The sequence below is a fragment of the Flavobacterium sp. LMO6 genome, from assembly GCF_009495795.1.
Lineage (GTDB): Bacteria > Bacteroidota > Bacteroidia > Flavobacteriales > Flavobacteriaceae > Flavobacterium.
The window spans coordinates 104,935-128,859 of the sequence record NZ_WIBH01000009.1; the positions used below are offsets into that span (position 1 = coordinate 104,935).

General features: G+C 29.5%; 20 protein-coding genes and 1 pseudogene. 13 read left to right on the forward strand and 8 right to left on the reverse strand.

Features of this window, described 5'->3' with window-relative positions:
* Window positions 1–39 precede the first annotated feature (39 nt).
* On the forward strand, window positions 40–2,148 hold the full coding sequence (locus tag GFJ99_RS10435; RefSeq protein WP_153208654.1) for a M1 family metallopeptidase: 2,109 nt from the start codon (window positions 40–42) through the stop codon (window positions 2,146–2,148).
* A gap of 59 nt (window positions 2,149–2,207) precedes the next feature.
* Entirely contained in the window at window positions 2,208–3,956 is a 1,749-nt protein-coding gene (locus GFJ99_RS10440; protein ID WP_153208655.1) for a hypothetical protein, read from the forward strand.
* A 36-nt stretch (window positions 3,957–3,992) separates the two neighbouring features.
* Here the strand turns inward: GFJ99_RS10440 and GFJ99_RS10445 are convergent, their stop codons facing one another.
* A complete protein-coding gene (locus GFJ99_RS10445) occupies window positions 3,993–4,517 on the reverse strand; it encodes a hypothetical protein (protein WP_008258141.1) in 525 nt (174 codons plus the stop codon).
* Between the two features lie 202 nt (window positions 4,518–4,719).
* On the opposite strand from GFJ99_RS10445, the gene GFJ99_RS10450 reads away from it, so the two are divergent.
* The 3 genes from GFJ99_RS10450 to GFJ99_RS10460 all read left to right on the forward strand — a co-directional run bounded on the left by GFJ99_RS10450 (window position 4,720) and on the right by GFJ99_RS10460 (window position 8,774).
* A complete protein-coding gene (locus GFJ99_RS10450; RefSeq protein ID WP_153208656.1) occupies window positions 4,720–7,047 on the forward strand; it encodes an ATP-dependent helicase in 2,328 nt (775 codons plus the stop codon).
* 78 nt (window positions 7,048–7,125) lie between these two features.
* Entirely contained in the window at window positions 7,126–7,746 is a 621-nt protein-coding gene (locus tag GFJ99_RS10455) for an L-threonylcarbamoyladenylate synthase (protein WP_153208657.1), read from the forward strand.
* Window positions 7,747–7,754: 8 nt separating this feature from the next.
* Window positions 7,755–8,774, forward strand: a complete 1,020-nt coding sequence (locus GFJ99_RS10460) for a carboxypeptidase-like regulatory domain-containing protein (RefSeq protein ID WP_153208658.1) — start codon at window positions 7,755–7,757, stop codon at window positions 8,772–8,774.
* 54 nt (window positions 8,775–8,828) lie between these two features.
* On the opposite strand, the gene GFJ99_RS10465 is transcribed toward GFJ99_RS10460, so the two are convergent.
* From GFJ99_RS10465 to GFJ99_RS10475, 3 genes are all read right to left on the reverse strand, one after another.
* Window positions 8,829–9,665 carry an OmpA family protein gene (locus GFJ99_RS10465; protein ID WP_008258145.1) on the reverse strand — a complete coding sequence of 279 codons (837 nt, stop codon included), beginning with the start codon at window positions 9,663–9,665 and terminating at the stop codon, window positions 8,829–8,831.
* A 69-nt stretch (window positions 9,666–9,734) separates the two neighbouring features.
* Window positions 9,735–10,730, reverse strand: coding sequence for a glycosyltransferase family 2 protein (locus GFJ99_RS10470; RefSeq protein WP_153208659.1), 996 nt, complete (start codon window positions 10,728–10,730; stop codon window positions 9,735–9,737).
* A 468-nt stretch (window positions 10,731–11,198) separates the two neighbouring features.
* Window positions 11,199–11,648 (reverse strand): type I restriction enzyme HsdR N-terminal domain-containing protein, encoded by a 450-nt coding sequence (locus GFJ99_RS10475; RefSeq protein WP_153208660.1) that lies wholly within the window; start codon window positions 11,646–11,648, stop codon window positions 11,199–11,201.
* A 34-nt stretch (window positions 11,649–11,682) separates the two neighbouring features.
* Between GFJ99_RS10475 and GFJ99_RS10480 the strand changes: the two genes are divergently transcribed.
* The 5 genes from GFJ99_RS10480 to GFJ99_RS10500 all read left to right on the forward strand — a co-directional run bounded on the left by GFJ99_RS10480 (window position 11,683) and on the right by GFJ99_RS10500 (window position 17,453).
* The gene (locus GFJ99_RS10480) at window positions 11,683–12,081 is read left to right on the forward strand and encodes a four helix bundle protein (RefSeq protein WP_153208661.1); all 399 of its coding nucleotides are present in this window, start codon (window positions 11,683–11,685) and stop codon (window positions 12,079–12,081) included.
* 22 nt (window positions 12,082–12,103) lie between these two features.
* Window positions 12,104–13,108: a DNA polymerase III subunit delta gene (gene holA / locus GFJ99_RS10485; protein ID WP_153208662.1), complete on the forward strand. Its 1,005-nt coding sequence runs from the start codon at window positions 12,104–12,106 to the stop codon at window positions 13,106–13,108.
* Window positions 13,109–13,186: 78 nt separating this feature from the next.
* Window positions 13,187–13,369: a CAL67264 family membrane protein gene (locus GFJ99_RS10490; protein ID WP_008258152.1), complete on the forward strand. Its 183-nt coding sequence runs from the start codon at window positions 13,187–13,189 to the stop codon at window positions 13,367–13,369.
* Between the two features lie 127 nt (window positions 13,370–13,496).
* Window positions 13,497–15,188 carry an energy-dependent translational throttle protein EttA gene (gene ettA / locus GFJ99_RS10495; protein ID WP_153208663.1) on the forward strand — a complete coding sequence of 564 codons (1,692 nt, stop codon included), beginning with the start codon at window positions 13,497–13,499 and terminating at the stop codon, window positions 15,186–15,188.
* A gap of 72 nt (window positions 15,189–15,260) precedes the next feature.
* Complete coding sequence (locus GFJ99_RS10500) at window positions 15,261–17,453, forward strand: ATP-binding protein (RefSeq protein WP_153208664.1); 2,193 nt, start codon at window positions 15,261–15,263, stop codon at window positions 17,451–17,453.
* Window positions 17,454–17,472: 19 nt separating this feature from the next.
* Here the strand turns inward: GFJ99_RS10500 and GFJ99_RS10505 are convergent, their stop codons facing one another.
* Window positions 17,473–18,732, reverse strand: a complete 1,260-nt coding sequence (locus tag GFJ99_RS10505) for a DEAD/DEAH box helicase (protein ID WP_153208665.1) — start codon at window positions 18,730–18,732, stop codon at window positions 17,473–17,475.
* A gap of 71 nt (window positions 18,733–18,803) precedes the next feature.
* Window positions 18,804–19,835: a formimidoylglutamase gene (locus GFJ99_RS10510; RefSeq protein ID WP_153208666.1), complete on the reverse strand. Its 1,032-nt coding sequence runs from the start codon at window positions 19,833–19,835 to the stop codon at window positions 18,804–18,806.
* Between the two features lie 121 nt (window positions 19,836–19,956).
* On the opposite strand from GFJ99_RS10510, the gene GFJ99_RS10515 reads away from it, so the two are divergent.
* The gene (locus GFJ99_RS10515; protein WP_153208667.1) at window positions 19,957–20,844 is read left to right on the forward strand and encodes a hypothetical protein; all 888 of its coding nucleotides are present in this window, start codon (window positions 19,957–19,959) and stop codon (window positions 20,842–20,844) included.
* Between the two features lie 53 nt (window positions 20,845–20,897).
* On the opposite strand, the gene crcB is transcribed toward GFJ99_RS10515, so the two are convergent.
* Together crcB and hutI are read right to left on the reverse strand one after the other, a co-directional pair.
* Window positions 20,898–21,275, reverse strand: coding sequence for a fluoride efflux transporter CrcB (gene crcB, locus GFJ99_RS10520; RefSeq protein WP_153208668.1), 378 nt, complete (start codon window positions 21,273–21,275; stop codon window positions 20,898–20,900).
* Window positions 21,276–21,279: 4 nt separating this feature from the next.
* Window positions 21,280–22,515, reverse strand: coding sequence for an imidazolonepropionase (hutI, locus tag GFJ99_RS10525; protein ID WP_153208669.1), 1,236 nt, complete (start codon window positions 22,513–22,515; stop codon window positions 21,280–21,282).
* A 71-nt stretch (window positions 22,516–22,586) separates the two neighbouring features.
* On the opposite strand from hutI, the pseudogene corA reads away from it, so the two are divergent.
* Window positions 22,587–23,656 (forward strand): annotated as a pseudogene (gene corA, locus GFJ99_RS10530) (magnesium/cobalt transporter CorA).
* 81 nt (window positions 23,657–23,737) lie between these two features.
* Window positions 23,738–23,908, forward strand: coding sequence for a hypothetical protein (locus GFJ99_RS13660; protein WP_008258162.1), 171 nt, complete (start codon window positions 23,738–23,740; stop codon window positions 23,906–23,908).
* The last annotated feature ends 17 nt before the right edge of the window (window positions 23,909–23,925 follow it).

Sequence of the window (23,925 nt, forward strand, 5' to 3'; positions counted from 1 at the left end):
AACCAAAAGCGAAGATAACTCATATTTTACAATTTTGAAATGAGAGAAATTGAAAATGTTTATATTCGTGAATTATTAAAATTCATTGAAATGTATCGTATTCTTTTTTTCTTATTTTTCATAAGTTTTTCATTAGCACAACAAACTGATAAAGTTGATTTTATAAAATGTGATGCTTCAGTTTCTCCATATGCCTCAGAAAAATCAATTTATGGGGATGTTGTTTATGAATTTAAAGTAAAAAAAGCAATCGATACCATCAAAATCGATGCTAAAAACATGGAGTTTTCGGGAGTTATGATCAATGGAAAATCCGTAAAATTTAAAAATTCAGGTAAAACATTGGATTTATTTGAAGGATTTAAAAAAGGGAAAAACAAATTAAGATTGAACTATTCCGCAAAACCGTTGCAAACGCTTTATTTTACAGGAGAAGGTGAAAATCTTCAGATTTGGACCCAAGGTCAAGGGCGTTATACGAGTCACTGGTTGCCGAGCTTTGATGACGTGAATGAAAAAGTTATTTTTAATATTTTAATTTCGGATGTAAATCCTTATTTAAAAGTTATTTCTAATGGTCTATTAAAAAGAAAACCTGAGGTAATGTATATGGATTATGATGCATTTGAAATGCAAAAACCAATGTCATCTTATTTAGTAATGTTGTCCATTGGAAATTTTGAAAAACAAACCGCAAAAACAAAATCAAGAACACCCTTGGAATTTTATGTTGATAAAAAAGATATTTCCAAATTTGAACCCACGTATCGTTATTCTAAAGAAATGTTTAATTATTTGGAAAAAGAAATAGGCGTGAAGTATCCTTGGGGCATTTATCGACAAGTTCCGGTTCGTGATTTTTTATATGCGGGAATGGAAAATACAACTTCAACCATTTTTTCGCAAGATTTTGTGGTGGATTCCATCGGTTTTAACGATAGAAATTATATAAATGTAAATGCACACGAGCTGGCACATCAATGGTTTGGTGATTTAATTACGGCGCAATCAGGAAAACACCATTGGCTACAAGAAGGTTTTGCAACCTATTATGCTTTACTAGCCGAACGTCATTTGTTTGGAGATGATTATTTCTATGAAGCGTTAAATGATTATGCACAACAATTAAAACGCGCCTCTAAAACGGATTCTATTCCTGTGATGAACGAAAAGGCGAGTTCGCTATCATTTTACAAAAAAGGCGCTTGGGCTTTACATGTTTTACGTGAAGACATTGGTACAAAGAATTTCCAAAAAGCCGTAAAAAAGTATTTAAAAAAATATAAATATAAGAATGTCAATACTGATGATTTCCTGAAAATAGTGAAAGATGTTTCAGGTTATGATGTGGAAAATTTCAAAAAAGTTTGGCTAGAGACTTCAGGTTTTGAAATGGAAATCGCTCAAAAATACCTGTTTAAAAATAAGTTTCTTCAAGAGTATTATGCTTTGAGAAAAAGTAAAAAATCACTAGCTGAATTAACTGAAATTTTAAAATCAGATGCTTATTATCCTATCAAACAATACATTGTATATCAAACAATACATCTTCCTTTTGATGAAAGAAAAGTAATTTTAGAATCTGCTTTAGCCACAAATGATGTTTTAGTTAGAAGAGCGGTTACAGAATCTACTGCTGTTATACCAGAAGCGTTTAAATTGCAATACGAATCTTTACTAAATGATAATTCGTATGTTACTAAAGAAATTGCGTTAGTCAATTTATGTACAAACTTTCCTGAAGAAAGAGAAAAGTATTTATTTCAAATGAGACGTTTAATAGGTAATAACGATAAAAGTTTACGTATTACATGGTTAAAGTTAGCCTACGAAACTCCAGAGTTTGAAAATCAAAGGTTAGATTTTTATTTAGAATTGTTGCATTATGCATCTGCTCAATATGAAAGTTCTATAAGGCAAAATGCTTTGGAAACTCTTCTTTCAATTGATTTCATGAATAAAAAAGTAATTACACAATTATTTTTAGCAACACAACATCACAAATGGCAATTTACACTTTTTGCAAGAACAAAAATCCGTGAATTTCTTAAAAATCCAGAATATCGTAAAACGGTTGAAACAATTGCAGAAACTTCAGATGAAACCATGAAAGAATTATATTTTAAGTTTTTGAATGAGAAATTATAATAGTACGCAACCTTTTTGTTTATATGGTATCTTATAAATAAACCATTATTCTCTTTCTTATGAAAAAAATCAAACAACTCTCTCTTTTACTATTAGTTACTACTTTTTTTGCGAGTTGTACTGATATCGATGATAATTTGAATAACAATTCTTCAAATTCATTTACTGAAAATTTTGGTAATCAGGTTTCTAGAGATTTTATGGGAGAAATTGTAGATGAGAATAATAACCCAATTCAAAATGTTACAGTTACAATAGGGACTAGTGCTGTACAAACCGATGAAAACGGAATTTTTATAATAAAAAATGCATTTGTTTATGAAAAATTAGCCTACATAAAAGCAAATAAAGTAGGTTTTATTAATGGCTCAAGGTCTTTAGTTCCAACAACTGGGATGAATCAAGTTAAGATTATGATGATTGCTTCAATTCCAGTCGCTATTGTTCAGTCTGGGCAGAATAGCGAAGTAACATTACCAAATCAAACCAAAATTAATTTTGATGGAGCTTTTGAGGATGAAAGCGGTAATTTATATAGTGGAGATGTAAGCGTTTTTGCCTATCATTTAGAAACATCTAATGAAGATTTAATGGATTTAATGCCTGGAATGTTATATGCAGAAGCATTAGATGGCTCGGCAAAAGTTTTGGAGACTTTTGGTATGCTGCATGTTGAATTAAAAGGGAACAGTGGACAAAAATTGCAAATTGCTGCAGAACATACAGCACAAATTGCAATGAAGATAGATGTAACTCAAACTTCTTCAGCTGAAAATACAATTCCATTATGGCATTTTGATGAAGTAAATGGCTATTGGAAAGAAGAAGGAGAAGCTAGTAAACAAGGTGATTATTATGTAGGAAATGTTTCCCATTTTTCTTGGTGGAATTGCGATCAGTTTTTAACTAGAACTTTTTTGAATTTAACAATTAAAGATAACAATAACAATCCTTTATCCTATTCAAATGTTAGTATTCAGCGAGCTAATACTAGTGTTTCTTTTTCTCAATTGACTGATGTTAATGGATTTACTAGAGGTTATGTTCCTGCAAATGAAAATTTAAATGCCGTACTAATTGATGCTTGTGAAAATCTGATTTATTTACCTATTGGAACTTTATCAGCCAATTCAATCAATAATGTAAATTTAATTTATACGCCAAATGGAAGTGCAAACTTAGTTACAGTAGAAGGAAATTTAAAAGATTGTAACAGTGTAAATGTTACAAGTGGCTATGTTGTTCTAGAATATGGAAATTATCATAAAAGATATGTTCCAACAGATGCAAACGGAGATTTTACTATTAATTCAATGTATTGTTTACCGGATTTAAATTATACACTAACCGGATTTGATTTTTCTAGTTTACAAACAACAGGCCAAATCAATTATATTTATCCATTAAATACTATGGTAGTTAATGTTGGTAATTTAATGACTTGTAATGCAATATCAGAGTTTATAAGTTATCAAATTGATAATGATGCAACAATTTATCATTTGGGTAATATTGATGTTAGTTACTCCCCAAACGGTTTATCTATTTCAACATTTAATAACTCTGTTCAAAGTGGTATATTAATTTGGTGCAATTCAAATACTTTAGGCAATCAAATTACTTTTAGTATTGAAGGTAGTGATGTTGGATTAATAGATCAATCATCAACTTCCATTATCTTTACTTTGAATTCATTTGGAAATGTAGGCGACTTTATAGATGTGAGTTTTTACGGTTCTTATCAATCAATTATAGACAATCAAACCCATACAATTACTGGAATAGCTCACGTAATTAGAGATAATTAATATACAAAATCCCGAGCTTCAAATCGGGATTTTTGTTTAAAAAACTCTTTTCAACTCTTCTTTTAAATAGCTAATGGCAATATTACTTGGCGCTTCGGTTTCTGTTAATTCTATCATTATGGCTTCTCTCATTTTGTCAGCATCAGCAACATCTTCTCGAATAGCATTTTTTCGAATCATTTGAACGGTACTATTTTTTGCTTTTAATACAATATCCCAAGTTTCAGCTGTAAGATAAATTTGTTGCGTTAAATTATGTTCAAATTCGGTTTGAATGTGATGCGATAATAATGTAGCATAATCATCCTTGTTTTTTCCTGTTGGTGCAACACGAATTAGCAATTGTGCAGGATTAATGCGTTCTAAAAGCAAAACCATTCGCTCATAAGCTTGTAATCGAATAGGTAAGGCTTGTTTTTGATTTTCTCTTAATAATTCAAATTTGCGTTTACTTTCCTCACTATTATAAAATTTTTGCATCATTACAAAAGCAACACCACCCGTAATTAATGCAGGTAATGTATAAGCCGCTATTTCTAATAATTTATCTTCGATTGTCATAATTTAAATAATTTAATTTCAATACAAATTAAGATTAAAATTATCAAAAATCAAATTCAAAAATCAAATTCAATTTCAAATTTCTAAACTCCAACACCCATCATACATCTTCCATCATCTAATTTTTTTAAAAACTTGTATTAACCCTTTTCATAACGTATTTTTGTAAATTAGTTAAAAGTTATTGGGAAAGATGAAGGAAATGCAAAAATATATCAGCCAGTTAAATGAAGCACAACAGTTGCCTGTTTTACAAAAAGACGGACCCATGATTGTTATTGCTGGTGCTGGCTCTGGTAAAACACGTGTACTAACCGTTCGTATTGCTAACTTGATGAGTCAGGGTGTAGATGCATTTAATATTTTAGCCTTAACCTTTACCAACAAAGCGGCGCGTGAAATGAAAAAACGTATTGCTGATATTGTTGGTAATAATGAAGCTAAAAACCTTTGGATGGGAACTTTTCACTCGGTATTTGCTAAAATTTTACGAAGTGAAGCAGATAAGTTAGGGTATCCATCAAATTTTACGATTTATGATTCTCAAGATTCTTTGCGTTGTTTGGGTGGAATCATCAAAGAAATGCAGTTGGATAAAGATATTTATAAACCAAAGCAAATTTTAGGCCGAATTTCATCATATAAAAACTCTTTAATTACCGTAAAAGCTTATTTTAATAATCCAGAATTGCAGGAAGCAGATGCCATGAGTAAAAAACCACGAATGGGTGAAATTTACCAGCAATATGTGGAGCGTTGTTTTAAATCGGGAGCAATGGATTTTGATGATTTGTTATTGAAAACAAACGAATTACTAAATCTTTTTCCAGATGTATTAGCCAAATATCAAGATCGTTTTCGATATATATTAGTAGATGAGTACCAAGATACGAATCACTCGCAATATTTAATTGTTCGTGCGTTGTCAGATAGATTTCAAAACATTTGTGTGGTAGGAGATGATGCCCAAAGTATTTATGCGTTCCGTGGAGCTAACATTAATAATATTTTAAATTTTCAGAAGGATTACGAAAACGTACAAATGTATCGTTTGGAACAAAATTATCGTTCTTCAAAAAATATTGTTGAAGCCGCTAATAATGTAATTGATAAGAACAAAACCAAGTTAGATAAAATCGTTTGGACATCGAATGATGACGGACCCAAAATAAAAGTGCACCGTAGTTTAACCGATGGAGAAGAAGGGCGTTTTGTTGCAGCAACTATTTTCGAACAAAAGATGCAAAACCAAATGCATAATGGGCAATTTGCTATTTTGTACCGAACCAATGCGCAATCACGTGCTATGGAAGATGCATTACGTAAACGCGATATTCCGTACCGAATTTATGGTGGATTGTCGTTTTATCAACGTAAGGAAATCAAAGATGTTTTGGCGTATTTGCGTTTGGTGATTAATCCAAAAGATGAAGAAGCTTTAGTACGAGTTATTAATTATCCGGCCAGAGGAATTGGAGATACAACGGTTGAGAAATTAACAGTTGCAGCCAATCATTACAAGCGTTCTATTTTTGAAGTAATGGAACACATTGATAAAATTGATTTAAAACTAAATTCGGGAACAAAAGCAAAGTTGAATGATTTTGTGACCATGATTAAAAGTTTTCAAGTCATCAATGAAAATCAAGATGCGTTTTTCTTAACCGATCATGTAACGAAGAAAACCGGATTGGTTCAAGAATTAAAGAAAGACGGAACTCCAGAAGGAATTGCACGAATTGAAAATATAGAAGAGTTACTTAACGGTATTAAAGATTTTACCGAAGGCCAAAAAGAAATTGATGGTGCTCGTGGTGCATTAGCCGAATTTATGGAAGATGTAGCTTTGGCAACCGATTTAGATAAAGACACTGGTGATGATGATAGAGTAGCGCTAATGACGATTCACTTAGCAAAAGGATTAGAATTTCCGCATGTGTTTATTGTTGGATTGGAAGAAGATTTATTTCCAAGTGCGATGAGTTTGAATACCCGAAGCGAATTAGAAGAAGAACGTCGTTTATTCTATGTTGCTTTAACGCGAGCTGAACATCAAGCGTATTTAACGTATGCGCAATCGCGCTACCGTTGGGGAAAATTAGTAGATAGTGAACCTTCACGTTTTATTGAAGAAATCAACGATGAATATTTAGAATATTTGAATCCGGTCGATTCAGGTTATCGTTACAAACCAGTTATGGATATTGATGTTTTTGGTGATATTGATAAATCGAAATTACGATTAGCTAAACCAACTGCAGGAACACCACCAAAATATTTAACGCAAGATGAACCCGTTTCTTCAGCCAATATTAGACGATTAAAACCTGTTTCAAGCAATTCAGGAAGTTCCAATGTAGTAGATTCTAATTTAGCAGTTGGAAATATCGTAATGCATGAACGTTTTGGAAAGGGACAAATTGTAAACATTGAAGGAATTGGAGCCGATAAAAAAGCCGAAATTCGTTTTGATGTTGGCGGATTAAAAAAGCTTTTGTTGCGATTTGCGAAGTTAGAAGTAATAGGGTAAAAAGTTTCAAGTTTAAGGTTTTAAGTTAATTTTGTTTACTTGAAACTTGAAACAAAATTAACTTAAAACAAAAATACGATGTCAGAAATTATAAAAATATACGAAGATAAACCAAGCGAAGCGGCTATTAAAAAAGTAGTTGCCGTTTTAAAAGATGGCGGTTTAGTGATTTATCCAACCGATACTGTTTATGGTTTAGGTTGTGATATTACCAATTCTCGTGCACTTGAAAAATTAGCTAAAATCAAAGGAATTAAGTTAGAAAAGGCAAATTTCTCCTTTGTTTGTTCGAGTTTGAGTAATTTGTCTGATTATGTGAAGCAAATTGATACGTCGACTTTTAAAATTTTAAAACGTGCTTTGCCTGGACCTTATACTTTTATTTTACCAGGAAATAACGATTTACCAAGAGAATTTAGAAAGAAAAAAACAGTCGGAATTCGTGTTCCAGCTAACAATATTGCCTTACAAATTGTTGAAATGCTCGGAAATCCTATTGTTTCAACTTCTATTCGAGATGAAGATGAGGTAATTGAATATTCAACTGACCCAGAACTAATCTTTGAAAAATGGCAAAATAAAGTTGATTTGGTTATCGATGGTGGTTACGGAGACAATGTAGCTTCAACAATTATCGATTTAACCGGTCACGAACCAGAAGTTATTCGTGAAGGAAAAGGAAGCTTAGACGTTTTATAATATTTAAAATGAAAATTATTCTTCAAGCAATATTACTTTTTCCCTTATTCTTATTTTCACAAACTAAAATAGATGGTTTTGTTAAAGATGAAAAAGGAGAATCTATTTTTGGTGTTTCAGTTTATGTTGATGGTTCTACTATAGGAACAATTACAGATGAAAAAGGATATTTTTCTTTATTAATTTCATCGGAAAGTAATTCAATTTTAGTCTTTAGAAATATTGGTTTTAAATCAGAGTTCTATCAGATAAACAAAATTACTTCAACTTTAAATGTTGTATTAAAAGAAGAAATCAAAGAATTGAAAGAAGTTGTTGTAGGACAAAACTTTTTTTCAAGAAAGCAAATGCTAAAACTATTTAGAGAACAATTTTTAGGAATTAATGTGGCAGGAAAAAATTGTATAATAGAAAATGAAGAAGAGATTTATTTTGATTATGACAGGAAAAACCTGACCTTAATTGCTTATTCAGACCAACCATTAATCATTATTAACAACTATTTAGGGTATAAGATTGAATACCAATTAATTGATTTTCAATGTAAGTTTCAAAAATTTAGCATGAATTCTGAATTTGTTACCCAATTTCAATTTGCCGGTAATTCATTGTTTACAGAGTTAGTAAATACTAAAAAAGTTTTAAAAAGAAGACTAAATTCTTACGAAGGTTCTACCTTACATTTTTTTAGAAATTTAATATCTAATAATTGGAATAAAAAAGAATTTACCCTTTACGAAGGTAGTTTTATTACCAATCCTCAATCGCATTTTAAACAAACCAAAATGGAAAATGGGATGTATAAAATTGAAGTTGTTCCTAAAAAAAGTATCGGCATAAAAACAAAATTTGTTAATCAATTTAATATTTTGTTTGACAACTACGATCAATCTAAAATACAGTTTTATACTACTGAATTTTATGTTGATTCATTTGGAGTTTTTACAAATTATGAAAGTATTATATTTTCTGGAGCTATTGTTTCAAAACGAATAGGAGACTTGGTTCCTACAAACTTTTTAAAATAAAAAACCGCTTCAAATATTGAAACGGTTTTGCTATTTATTAGTAATTTATATTTTTTATTTACCACTTAAATTTTTCATTTCGCTTTCAAGCATATCATAAAATTGATCAATTTTTGGCATAATGATAATTTTAGTTCTACGATTTTTTGCTCTATTAGCTGGTGAATCATTTTCTACTAACGGAATATAAGAGCTTCTTCCTGCTGGAATTAATTGTTTTGGATTTACACCTAATTCTTTGTGTAATACTCTAACAATTGATGTTGCTCTTTTTACAGATAAATCCCAATTGTCTAGTAAAACAGCATTTTTAATTGGCACATTATCGGTATGACCTTCCACCATACATTCAAAGTCGGGTTTACTGTTAATTACTTTAGCCACTTTAGCTAAAACTCCTTTAGCTTTATCACTAACTTCATAACTTCCTGATTTAAATAATAAGTTATCAGCAATAGAAATCATAATAACCCCTTTTTCAACATTAATATTAATGTCTGGATCGTCTATTCCAACTTCACGTTTTAAACTGGTAACTAAAGCCAATGTAACACTGTCTTTTTTAGTTAACGCATCTTGTAAACGATTAATTTTTAAATCTTTTTCTTTTAAACTTTCTAATGATTTTTCAAGATTTTCAGCCCCTTTTGTAGTTAAAGTTGTTAAATTCCCCATGTTGTTGATTAAGTCAGTATTGTTTTTCTTAAGAAAATCAACTTGACTAGCTAATGCTTCTCTTTCCGTTAAACACGTGTTTAATTTTACCGTAGCGGTATTTAATAAATCTTGAATTTCTTTATTTTTTGCTTCTAATTCAGTAAACTTCTTTTTAGAGACACAAGAAGTTAAAGACATTGAAACAATTGTGATGATTAACATTACTTTTTTCATATGAATAAAATTTTTTACAAAATTAGAGTGGAAGTTTAAGTAAATGAAATTTTTATACTTAAACTATTGTTAAAACAAATCAGCAAATACTTTGCCATTTTTTATAAAATAGCGGTATACAATACTCTTTATTTTGTAATATTTTTCGTTTTGATTAGTAGCTCTTTTTTTATAAAATTGATTTACAAGAGAATAAAATGCAAAATGAGCTTTAATAATTGCCCAAAAATGTTTAAATTTTCCTTTCAAAATAAATTGAATTCCCGCCAAACCATCTAAACACAATCGCATAAAAAGAATAGGGAACAATTGATTTTTTGGTAAATTCTTAGTTAGCATTAGCAACGAATTTCTAAAATTTAAAAAAGTTTTTCTTGGATTTCCTTCGTTTAAAGTAGCACCACCAACATGATAAACAATTGATTTTGAAGTATATTTTGCTTTGTAGCCTAAATTAAATGCTCTCCAACACAAATCAATTTCTTCTTGATGCGCAAAGAAATCATCATCAAAACCGTTTAGTTTTCGGTAGACTTCTTTTCTAATGAAAAAACAGGCTCCAGTTGCCCAAAAAATCTCAATTTCATTATCATATTGATTTTTGTCTTCTTCAACGGTATCAAAAATTCTTCCACGACAAAATGGATAACCAAATTTATCAATAAAACCACCAGCGCCGCCAGCATACTCAAAATGGGTTTTCTTTTTGAAGTCTAATAATTTTGGTTGAATTATTGCAGTTTCGGGTTGCGTTTCAAAAATTTCTAAAATAGGAGCCAACCAATTTTCGGTAACTTCTATATCTGAATTTACTAAAGCGTAATATTCTTCTTCAACAAATTTCAAAGCTTCATTATAGCCTTTTGCAAAACCAAAATTATCGGTATTTTGTATCATTTTTACAGAAGGAAATTGATTTTGAATCACTTCTATTGAATCATCAGTTGATGCGTTATCCGCAACATAAATTGTGACTTCACTAGAAAACGCAATTACCGAAGGTAAAAACTGTTCCAATAATTTGGCTCCGTTCCAGTTTAATATGACTACTGCTATTTTATTCATTTAAAAAATTCTTAGAAATCGAATAATACAATCCAAAACCAAAATGCTTAGAAACAAAAAGTCTTTGTTAAATTTTAATTTTGTTTTAATTGAAGTGTAAAGGTATAAAATTATTGGAATGATCATTGAGATACTAATGTAAGTAGTAAAAGGCCAATTCATATATGTAAATAATAATCCGACGCTACTGAATAATCCTAAAATAATAAAATTTGCTTTTTCAATTTTAGAGAGATTTTTCAGGGTAAATCCTTTTATAGTAATCCAAATCGAAGCAAGAATACAACTAATTATTCCAATTGAAATAAAAATATCAGAAGTAAACCAAGTTACCAAAATAGAAAAACATAATAAAAGAGAAATTTCTTTTTTGAAATTAGTCTTTAAATTGTAAGTTTTAATTAGAACAGATATTGCCAATAGTGACATTAGAATTTTTGGAGTCATCTTTTATCTATTTTCTTTGTTCTATAATCTATCAAAATCTGGAAGTTCCTTCAAAAAAACATATTTTTCGTTTTCAAAATCCATTTGGCAAAAATAATGATTCAATCCATTAGTTACCATTAAATATTTAGCTTTTAAAACCAAATTATAACGTGCAATTTGGTCAAAGGTGTGTTGCGAAATGGGAACTTCTGGAGCTTTGCATTCAATTAGTAAAAATATTTCTCCATTAGGTTGAAAAACAACGCCATCATATCGTTTGCTTAAATCGTTTACTTTAATTGACTTTTCAACGTTAATATATGATTTTGGATACTTTTTATCTTGTAACAAAAATTGAACTACGTGTTGACGCACCCATTCTTCTGGAGTAAGAAGAATAAATTTTTTTCTAATTTCATCAAAAATAGACACTTTATTTTCACTATTTTTGAACCGAAAGGAATAAACTGGAAAGTTCAACTTTTTCAATGTTTGTAGTTTATAGTTAATTGTTTGTAGTTGTATGGCAAAAATAGAAAAATTCGAGGACTTAGAAATTTGGAATAAATCAAGAGAAATTTGTATTGATATTGAAACACTTTTTGAAACTACAAATTTAGGGAAAAGATTTTCAATGAAAGACCAAATGGACAGAAGTTCAGGGTCTATTATGGATAATATTGCAGAAGGTTTTGAAAGAAATGGAAATAGAGAGTTTGTAAATTTTCTAAGTTTTTCAAAAGGTTCTTGTGGAGAATTGAAATCTCAGCTATATAGAGTTTTGGATAAAAATTTAATATCTCAAAGTGAATTTGATAATTTGTCTGTCAAAATTGAATTAGTAAAAAATAAAATTGGTGCTTTCATGAAATATTTGAATTCAACTGAAATTAAAGGTTTGAAGTTTAACAATAAACAATAAATCAAAAACAATAAACAATAAAATGGACGAAGTAATTCAAATTACAAAAGATATAAAAGCCGGAAACATCAAACCCATTTATTTTTTTATGGGAGAAGAGCCTTATTATATTGATAAATTGACAGAATTTATTGAGCAAAATGTCTTACAAGAACACGAGCGCGATTTTAATCAATCTATTTTATATGGTCGTGATGTTACAATGGAAGATGTAATTGGTAGTGCTAAACGTTTTCCTATGATGGCCGATCGCCAGGTGGTTATTGTTAGAGAAGCGCAAGAATTATCCAGAACCATAGATAAATTAGAAGCCTATGCCGAAAACCCACAACCCACAACGGTTTTGGTTTTTGCCTACAAATACAAAACATTAGACAAGCGAAAAAAAGTCACAAAACTTTTAGATAAAGTTGGATTGGTTTTTGAAAGTAAAAAACTTTATGATAATCAAGTTCCCGATTGGATTAAAAGAGTTTTATCGGGTCAAGGTTATAGTATTGAGCCAAAAGCAGCGGCTATTTTAGTAGAGTTTTTAGGAACCGATTTGTCTAAAATCAGTAACGAATTAGATAAACTAAAAATTATTTTACCTAAAGGGCACACGTTTACACCAAAAGACATTGAGGAAAATATTGGTTTTAGTAAAGATTATAACAATTTTGAATTACGAAAAGCTATTGGAGAAAAAGACGAATTGAAAGCGTATAAAATAATTGATCATTTTTCGCAAAACCCAAAAGATAATCCCATAGTTGTAACCACTGGATTGGTTTTTGGGTTCTTTTCTCAATTATTGCAATATCACGGATTAAAGGATAAATCACAATTTAATGCAGCTAAAGTTTTAAGGGTAAATCCTTATTTTGTTAAAGATTATGAAGTGGCTTTTAGAAATTATCCAATGAAAAAAGTAAGTGCTATTGTGGCTGCTTTACGTGAAATTGATGTTAAAAGTAAAGGTGTTGGTGCTTCTTCAATGTCGCAACATGATTTATTAAAGGAATTATTGATTAAGATTTTTAGTTAGTGGAATTGATATAGTTCTGAAAAGTTGTAACTTTGTAATCCTAAAAAATTAACCTAATTTTTTTTAAAACGAACTAAAATGGGAATGAATAAAAATACAGTATTAGCTTGGGCTACTTTTATAATGATTTTAATGGGATTATTACTTATTGGTTTAGGAATTTACCGTTATGCAGATGTAGCAGGATGGGGATTTTCTGCAGTAGGAGTAGGCTTTTTTGCAATTGCCTGGGTTTTTAATGCCTTAAAAGGGAGAGTTTAATTAAATTAAGAATTAAGAATTAAGAATTAAGAATTAAGAATTAAGAATTAAGAATTAAGAATTTTTGAACTTAAAAGCCTAATTATAAAACTAGAAACAATAAACCACTAACAATAAACAAAAAATCATGTCAGACGATAAGAAAGTAATTTTCTCAATGCAAAAATTGAGTAAAAGTTATCCAGGTGCCGATAAACAAGTACTTAAAAATATATATTTAAGTTTTTTCTATGGTGCTAAAATTGGAATTTTAGGACTTAATGGTTCAGGAAAGTCTTCATTATTAAAAATTATTGCAGGAGTTGATAAAAATTATCAAGGTGATGTTGTGTTTCAACCTGGTTATACAGTTGGATATTTAGAACAAGAGCCTCAATTAGATGAAACTAAAACTGTAATTGATGTAGTTCGTGAAGGAGCTGCAGAAATTTTCGCTTTATTAGAAGAATTTAATAAAATTAATGACGATTTTGGTTTACCAGAAGTGTATGAAAATCCAGAAAGAATGGAAAAACTTATGGATCGTCAGGCAGAATTACAAGATAAAATTGATGCTTGTGGTGCTTGGGAAATCGATAATAAATTAGAAATAGCAATGGATGCGCTTCGTACTCCAGATCCAGAAACTCCTATTTCTGTTTTATCTGGTGGAGAAAAACGTCGTGTAGCTTTATGTCGTTTACTTTTACAACAACCAGATGTATTGTTATTAGATGAGCCAACAAATCACTTGGATGCAGAATCGGTACTTTGGTTAGAACAACATTTAGCACAATATTCTGGAACTGTTATTGCGGTTACGCACGATAGATATTTCTTAGATAATGTTGCAGGTTGGATTTTAGAATTAGATAGAGGAGAAGGTATTCCGTGGAAAGGAAATTACTCTTCTTGGCTAGATCAAAAATCGACTCGTATGGCACAAGAAGAAAAAGTAGCTTCTAAACGTCGTAAAAATTTAGAACGTGAGTTGGATTGGGTGCGTCAAGGAGCAAAAGGTCGTCAAACCAAACAAAAAGCGCGTTTACAGAATTATGATAAATTATTAAACGAAGATCAAAAAGAATTAGACGAAAAATTAGAAATATATATTCCAAACGGGCCTCGATTAGGAACTAATGTAATTGAAGCTAAAGGAGTTGCAAAAGCATTTGGAGATAAATTATTATATGATGATTTAAATTTTGTATTGCCTCAAGCTGGAATTGTTGGAATTATCGGACCAAATGGTGCAGGTAAATCAACCATTTTTAAAATGATAATGGGAGAACAACAAGCAGATGCAGGTTCTTTTGAAATTGGGGAAACAGTTAAAATTGCTTATGTTGATCAAACCCATAGTAATATTGATGTTAATAAATCACTTTGGGAAAATTTTTGTGATGGACAAGAATTAATTATGATGGGAGGAAGACAAGTAAATTCTAGAGCTTACTTATCTCGTTTTAATTTTGGCGGTAGTGATCAAAACAAAAAAGTAGCAACACTTTCTGGAGGAGAACGAAATAGACTGCACTTAGCAATGACTTTAAAAGAGGAAGGAAATGTTTTGTTATTAGATGAGCCAACAAATGACTTGGATGTAAATACATTACGTGCTCTTGAAGAAGGTTTAGAAAACTTTGCAGGTTGTGCCGTAATTATTTCGCATGATAGATGGTTTTTAGATAGAGTTTGTACTCATATCTTAGCTTTTGAAGGAGATTCTCAAGTATATTGCTTTGAAGGAAGTTTCTCTGAGTATGAGGAAAATAAGCGAAAACGCCTTGGTAAAGATGTAGTTCCAACCCGAATAAAATATAAAAAGTTAATTAGATAAACATTTATTTAAAAATCCTGATTTTATCAGGATTTTTTTTTATTTTAGGCATTTACTTTATATCCCTAAATAATGAAGTTTTTAAAGCATTTTACATTTTTTTTTATTTTTTTTTGGGCAATACAACCTTTTTATTCGCAGAATAATTCAAATGAAATAAAGAAAGCTAAAGAGTTATTAAATAATGCAGGAAAAAGTTTTCTAAACTTAGAAACAAAGAAATCGCTCGATTTTGCTCAAAAAGCATTAGTTATAGCTACAAAAAGCGAAGATGATTTAATGGCAGCTAAAGCCTATAACATCATTGGTTTAAATTTCGAAGAATTTACTGATTATAAAAAAGCTATTGAATACTATAAAAAAGGACTCGATTTAGCAATCAAAGTAAATAATGATACCGTTAAAGGTTGGCTAAATAATAATTTAGGAAATGTTTATTGTTATCGTAAAATCGATTTTAAAAAAGGAATTGAACATTACAAAGAAGGTCTTAAATATTCTGTTTTGCACAATGATGAGTATGAAATTATGTTTTCAAAGCTTAATATAGGAAGCGCTTATTTTGCAGTTGAAGATTTTAGTAATGGTATTAAATATTTTAATGAAATAAAAAATTACATTGATGATTATAGCGATAATGAAGCTAAAATATCTTTAAACTCTAATTTCGGATTATATTACAATCATTTAAATAATGACAAAAAAGCGGAAGAGTATTATTTAAAAGCAGTACAATATTGTGAACAAAATGAAATTGAATTAATTGAATCTAATGCCGTTGAAGTTTATCATGATATATCAAATTTTTATTACAAAATTAAAAACTTTGAAAAAGCACATTTTTATCTTCTTAAACATGATGAACTACAAGATAAAATTTACAATCAAGAGCGTATAAATGATGTAAAAGTTGGAGGATTACAAATTGATAAAGATGAAATTAATAGGAAAATTGAGCAAATTCAGAAGGAAAAAGAGATTCAACAAGAAAAACTAGAAGCAAATAGAATTTTTGTAATTCTTTTAGGAGTCATCTTTTTTATTGTATTACTACTTTTATTATCCCTATACCGAAATAATAAAATTAAAGCAAAAGCAAATCTAGATTTAAAGATTGCTAATTCAGATTTACTTACAGCCAAAGAAAAAGCAGAAGAAGCATCGCAATTAAAAACCCAGTTTATTTCTACAATTAGCCACGAGTTAAGAACTCCGCTTTATGGAGTTGTTGGAATTACCGATATTATTTTAGATGAACACAAAGAACTTGCTAATAGTCCGCATTTAAAGTCATTAAAATTTTCTGCTAAATACTTATTAGCTTTAGTTAATGATATTCTTAAAGTGTATAAAATTGAAGAAAATCAGGTGGTTTTAGAAAATTTAGTTTTTAATCTTCAAGAAGAACTAACTATAATTAAAGATTCTTTACATTTTTTAGCTATAAAAAATAACAATACTATAAATATTGATTTAGATGCTACTATTCCTCAATTATTAATGGGAGACAAAGTTCGTTTATCGCAAATATTTATTAATTTAATTAGTAATTCATTAAAATTTACTACTAATGGAAACGTTATAATTAAAGCAGAACTATTTGAAAAAATCGGAACGAAGTGTGCCATTAAATTTCAAGTAATTGATAACGGAATTGGTATTGCAAAACAAGATCAGGAAAAAGTTTTTGAAAAATTTGTTCAGGTTTATAGAAAAGAAGATGATTATCAAGGAACAGGATTAGGACTGACTATTGTTAAAAAAATGGTAGAACTTTTTAAAGGAACAATTCAATTAGAAAGTAAAGAAAACATTGGTACCACTATAACTTTTACAATTCCTTTAGAGTCTGAAATTTCTAATGAAAAATCATTAAATGATTTAAAAGTTGAATTTTCAAGTGAAAAAGTATATAAAATATTAGTTGTTGAAGACAACAAAATAAATCAGGTTATAACTAAAAAATTATTAGAGAATAATCATTTTATCTGTGACATTGTTGATGACGGATATGCAGCACTTGATTTAATTGATAAAGTAGCATTTGATGCAGTATTAATGGATATTAACATGCCAATAATTAATGGTTTTAAAACTTCTAAATTAATGCGTAAAAAGGGGATAACAATACCTATTATAGCTCTTACAGCATTTGATAAGCAGGATATTGAAGATAAAATTATTGATGCACAAATTGATGAAGTAATTGTAAAACCATTTGAAAGTCAAAAACTCTTCCAAACCATAAGACGATTGGTGGGTTAATAAACAAAAAACGTTGGTTTTAATACCAACGTTTTTTGTTTTTCTTAGATGCTTCCGATTTTCTTGAGTTTGAATTCGGATTCATTTTATTCTTGTCTTTATTTCTCAAATCGGGTTTTGCATCCGGATTTACTTCTTCGTCTTTCCACGTATATTGATGATCTGTTACGATTTTAACTTTCATTCGGATTAACTTCTCTATGTCTAACCAATACGGTTTTTCGTCTTTTCCACAAAAAGAAATGGCTAAACCAGAATTTCCAGCTCTACCTGTACGACCAATTCGGTGTACATACGTTTCAGAAATATTAGGTATATCAAAATTAATTACAAAAGGAAGTTGCTCAATATCAATTCCTCTAGCGGCAATATCTGTAGCTACAAGAATATCAATTTCTTTGTTTTTAAATTGCTCTAATACGCGCTGACGTGCATTTTGAGATTTATCACCATGAATGGCTTCAGCTTTAATATGTGCTTTTTTTAAAACTTTCACAATATTATCTGCTCCATGTTTTGTTCTTGTAAAGACTAAAGCATTGCTTAAACTTTCTTCAATAATTAATTGTTTTAAAAGTAAACGTTTATCATCTTTATTTACAAAATATACTTTTTGAGATACATTTTCAGCGGTACTAGAAATAGGTGTTACCGAAATATATTTAGGTCGTGTTAAAAAAGTATCAGCTAATTCTCTAATTGCAATTGGCATTGTTGCCGAGAATAGTAAAGTTTGTCTATTATCTGGAGTTAATTTAATGATTTTTTTTACATCATTTATAAATCCCATATCTAACATTTGATCTGCTTCATCTAAAACCAAATGGTGTAAATGATCTAAATCAATAAATCCTTGTTTGTGTAAGTCTAAAAGTCTTCCTGGAGTAGCGATTAAAACATCAATACCCATTTTTAATTCATTTACCTGAGGCACTTGATTAACACCACCAAAAATAACTAACGATTTTACATTGGTATATTTTCCGTAGGTTTTAAAACTTTCATCAATTTGAATGGCCAATTCACGAGTTGGGGTAACAACTAGAGTTCTAATATGTTTTGCTTTTTTTGCAGAACCTACAATTTTGTGAATTAAATTTAAAATAGGAATCGCAAAGGCACCTGTTTTTCCGGTTCCTGTTTGTGCACAAGCTACCAAATCTTGTCCTAATAAAATTTCAGGAATAGCTTGCTCTTGAATAGGAGTAGGGTTTGTGTAACCTTCTTCTTCTAAAGCTTGTTGTATGTTGTTGTATAATTTTAAATCGTTAAATGTCATATAATATAAATTTTCTCACTGAAAACGTTTCGCAAGGGTACAAAGATAGTGTTATTTTAAGGAAGTTGTATTTAGCTGCTTTTAGCTTTCATAAAATCGGTAATTAATGAAGCTATTAATTTACCAGTTAAATGATTGTTATTAGAATCATCTAAATCAGGAGCGCCCTCGCATATATGAAAATAGGATGCGTTTTGATGTTTTCCAAAATAGTAAACAAAATGCCTAGCTTTATCTACACTAAACCCGCTTAAAGTCATGGCACTAGAAGGAATATTTGGAATAGCATCTAAATCTAATTCTACACCAAAAGGTTCATTTTTAACAAAGTTTAAAGCGTTTTCTAATTCTGTTTCAAAGTTTTTCTCTCGTTTAACTTCAATTTCTTCATATGTCACATATTTTACTCTTGAAGTTAATTCTTTTAAAGTATTAAAAACACTTTTAGAAACGAAGTTTTCATGTAAACCAAAAACAAAATATTTCTTTAAAAAACCATCTTCGTAGGCATAGCTAAATCCGTTTCCTGAATGCCGTCCTTCTAAAATTCTAAAATCGGTATGAGCATCAAAATTTACAGCATTTACAGGCTTTCCTTTAGCTAAAGCTAAACCTTTTATATTGCCATATGCATTATTATGTCCGCCACCTATAATAATTGGAATTTTACCTGCATTACAAATTTTATGAATGATATGAGAAACTTCTACATCTAATTGTTCTACTAATTTGAATAATTCTTTTCGGTGTTCTTTGTTATTAGCATCTAAATTTTGAGCTTTTTCTAGTTGTTCGGCTACATTTAATTTCCCTAAAACTAGTAAATTACTTCCTTTACAAAATTTATTATGCTGAATATTTGCTAAACTAGCCAGTGCACTTTCATACGCAGAGGCTGCACCAACTCTTCCTAAATTAGCTTTTATACCAATATCTTCTGGAATACCAATTAAAACAAATTTAGCTTCGCTATTGGTAATAAAATCAATAATATTAGTGTCTTTAGGCACCGTTATTATTTTTTCTCCAAATTTTATTTCGCCACTTCTGTGATTCGTAATTTTTGCTAATTCGTTTTGACTTAAAAGTATAATGTTTTCCATATTCAATATAAATGCAAACCAAAAGTACTATTTTTAAATAAAATCTGTTTAAAATTTAGAAAATACTTTAAAAATTGTATTTTTGAAAAAACTTAACAATAACCCCATCAATAACAAAAAAATGGAAAACAAATCGAACAACTCTGGATTAAAAGCTGCTGTGGTAGTATTAGCATTACTTTTATTAGGAAGTATTGGTTATATTTTTAAACTAAATTCAGATAAAAATGAAACTGAAAATAAATTATCTGAAGTAACTTTAGAAAAAGCAACTTTATCAGATGAATTAAGATCGAAAATTGCTGAATATGATGTAATGATTGCTGATAATACAGCATTAAAAGATGAATTACAATCTGAACAAGCTAAAATGGTTGAACTTTTAGAACAAGTTGAAAAATCTAAAGGTGATGCTGCAGCAATGGCAAAATATAAAAATGAGTATTTCCGTTTAAAACGTGAAATGGATAATTTAATTGCTGAGAATAAAATTTTAAAAGAACAAAATGTTGCATTAACATCTAGTTTAGATAGTACAAACGTAGTTTTATCTGATGCAAAGAAATTCAATGATACTTTATTAACTCAAAACGAAGGATTAACGAAAACAGTTGAAAAAGGTTCTAAATTAGCTGTTTTAAACTTAAAGGTTTTAGCAGTTAAACAAAGAAGTTCTGGAAAACAAATTGAAACAGATAAAGCAGGAAGAGCAGATAAATTAAAAGTAAGTTTTTTAATAGCTGAAAATCAAATTGCAAAAACAGGGGCAAGGGAATATTATGTTCAAATTATTGATAGTAAAAGCAATATTTTAGGAGAAAAGAAAACAATTCCTGCTGGAGATAAAACATTAACGTATAGTTTTGTTTCTACTGTAAAATATGAAAATAAAACAGTTCAGGTAAACGAAGAAGTTTCTGGTAAAGATTTTGCTAAAGGAACTTATTTTGTTAATGTGTTCGATAAAAATTCTGAATTAGTTTCTAAAACCAGTTTCGAATTAAAATAATCGTTTTATAATGTTTTAAAAGTCCAATAAAATTATTTTTATTGGACTTTTTTTTATAAATATTTTGCTAGATAATTCCCTAATCCAACAGCTATTATTGTTAGAATAATTGAAACAGCCATATACAAGTAAGCCATAATTTGCTGGTTGTTTTGCATTAAATTATAGTTCTCTAGTGCAAAACTAGAAAAGGTTGTAAATCCTCCGCAAAACCCTACAATTAAGAAAAATTTTAAAGGATGATTATCAGGAAAATATTTCCCTAAATAACCAATAAAAAGTCCAATTAGTAAACTTCCAATAACATTAACTAAAAAAGTACTCAAAGGAAATGAACTTTGAAAATACTTAGTAGTTATCCAATGAGTTAAATATCGAAAGATACTTCCGATAGCACCTCCAAATCCAATAAAAAGAATAGTTTTTAGCATAATTTTAAATAAATTTTCCCTCAATCATAACTTTATCAATTAAATTAGTACCAAAAGAATAGGGTAATTGATAAAAACTAGTTAGAGGTTTAGTAAGTATTATGTTGGCTTTTTTTCCTTTCGTGATACTTCCGTGAGTGTCTGAAATTCCCATGGCATAAGCTCCATTAATTGTGGCAGCATTAATTGCTTCTTCAGGTGTCATTTTCATTTTAATACACGCGGTTGACACAACAAAATTCATGTTTCCTGATGGTGTTGTTCCCGGATTATAATCGGTTGCTAATGCTAATGGTAAACCAGCATTCATCATTTTACGAGCAGGTGTATACGGAATACTAATAAAATAAGAACAACTTGGTAATGCAACCGGCATTGTTTTACTGTTTTTCAATACTTCAATGTCTTCTTCGGTAACAATTTCTAAATGATCTACTGATAAAGCACCATTTTTTACACAAGCTTTTATTCCGTTAATTGCTGTAAATTGATTTACATGAATTTTTGATTCTAAACAATATTTTTTTCCAGCTTCCATAATTTTAATGGTTTCTTCTACAGAAAAATAACCAGTTTCAAGGAAAGCATCAATATAATCGGCTAAATTTTCTGCTGCAATTTTAGGTAACATTTCATTAATAATCAAATCGATATAAGCAGCATGATTTTCTTTGTAATCTGTTGGAAAAGCATGAGCGCCAAGAAATGTAGCCTTTATAGCAATCGGATAATTTTCTTTTAAACGTTTTATTACACGAAGCATTTTTAATTCGCCTTCTACTGTTAATCCGTAACCCGATTTAATTTCAACGCCTCCTGTTCCTTGTTGCATTACTTCCTCTAAACGTAATTTCGATTGTTCGTAAATTTCATCTTCAGAAGTTTCGTTTAATTTTTTAGCCGAATTTAAAATTCCACCACCACGATTAGCGATTTCTTCATATGATAATCCATTAATTCGATCAACAAATTCCTGAATTCGGTTTCCTGCATATACAATGTGAGTGTGGCTATCAATCCATGTGGGTAAGATAACTTGTCCGTTTACATCAATAATTTTAGCATCTGAAAGTTTTGGACAGTTTTCCATTGAACCAAAATCGGCAATGATATTGTTTTCAATTAAAAGAAAGGCATTGTTTATTTTAGGTAAAATAGCCATATCGACTCCAGATATTTTATCAATATTGGTTTCTCTTACTTGTAATAATTCTTTTATGTTGATAAATAGTGTTTTCATCAAAAAATAAATTTCAGTAAAAATACTTCTCATTTTTAAAAACTCCTATCTTTATATAAAATTTGTTTGTTTTGAGAAAAATAAAATATAAAAAAGGAAGAAAAGTTCACTCTAGTACACTAGAATATACAGGAGTTCATAAAGATACAAGAACAGAAATTCAGTTGTTTGTTTACGACGCTCATGATGTTAAAGAGTTTCAACAACTCGTTCCTAACAATATTAGTAAAAGTATCGATGAATCAAAAGTGAATTGGTTAAACATTCACGGCTTAAATGAACCAGAACTTATTGCCGAAATTGGCGAAAAGTTTGGTGCCGATAGTTTTATTATTGGCGATATTTTGAATACCACTAAGCGAACAAAATTAGAAGAGTATCACGATATTTTATTTTTCAATGTAAAATCACTTCTACCAATAGAAAATTCGAATACGATTAGTTATGAGCAAATTAGTTTTATTTTAAAAGATAATATGTTGTTGTCTTTTCAGGAAAAAAGAAGTGATTTCTTTACTTATATCCGCGAACGCATTCGAATAAATTCGGGTGTGATACGAACTAAAAAAGCAGATTTTTTGTTGTATCTTTTATTAGATGCAATTATTGAAAACTTTTACATTACCATAGAAAGCGAAGAAGATAAAGTAGATCAAATAATAAATTTATCAAAAACCAGTACAAAACCAGAAGTTTTAGAATTGATTGAAAAACATAGAGACAATTTTAATTTCCTTAAACGTTCGATTATTCCGCTTCGCGATTCTTTATATTCTATAAAAAGTATGAAAGATGATGATGTTTTTAATGATATTCAGGCCGAAAATTATTCTTTTTTTCAAGATTACATCAAAAGTGTTTAGAGTTATTAGAACAAATTGAGTCAGATTTGATTACGCTTGAAAGTGCATCTAATTATTTTTTTTCTGCGCAGAATCACAAAATGAATGAAGTGATGAAAACGCTAACCGTTGTTTCAATGTTTTTCTTGCCCTTAACTTTTATTGTTGGGGTTTATGGTCAGAACTTTAAATATTTTCCTGAGTTAGAGTGGAAGTATGGTTATTTTATAATTTGGGGAATTATGTTAACAATAGTAGCGGTAATGTTTGTATATTTTAAAGTAAAAAAGTGGTTTTAAATAAAAATAATTAAGTTTCTATTGTCAAAAATAAATATTACTATTATCTTTGACATGAATTCATAAATTCCGGAAAATATTATGTTTGAATTTCAACAGTACCTAGGTTTTTTACTTTTCTTAACCATTTTAACTATTGGTTTTTGGTTAATGATATTCTTAGTAGGATTTGTTCACTATTGGTTGGGCGGAGCTATCATGGAATTGATTAAAGAGAAAAGAGCAAAAAGACAAGCTGAATTAGAAGGATAATTTTCTTTTAATTTTAA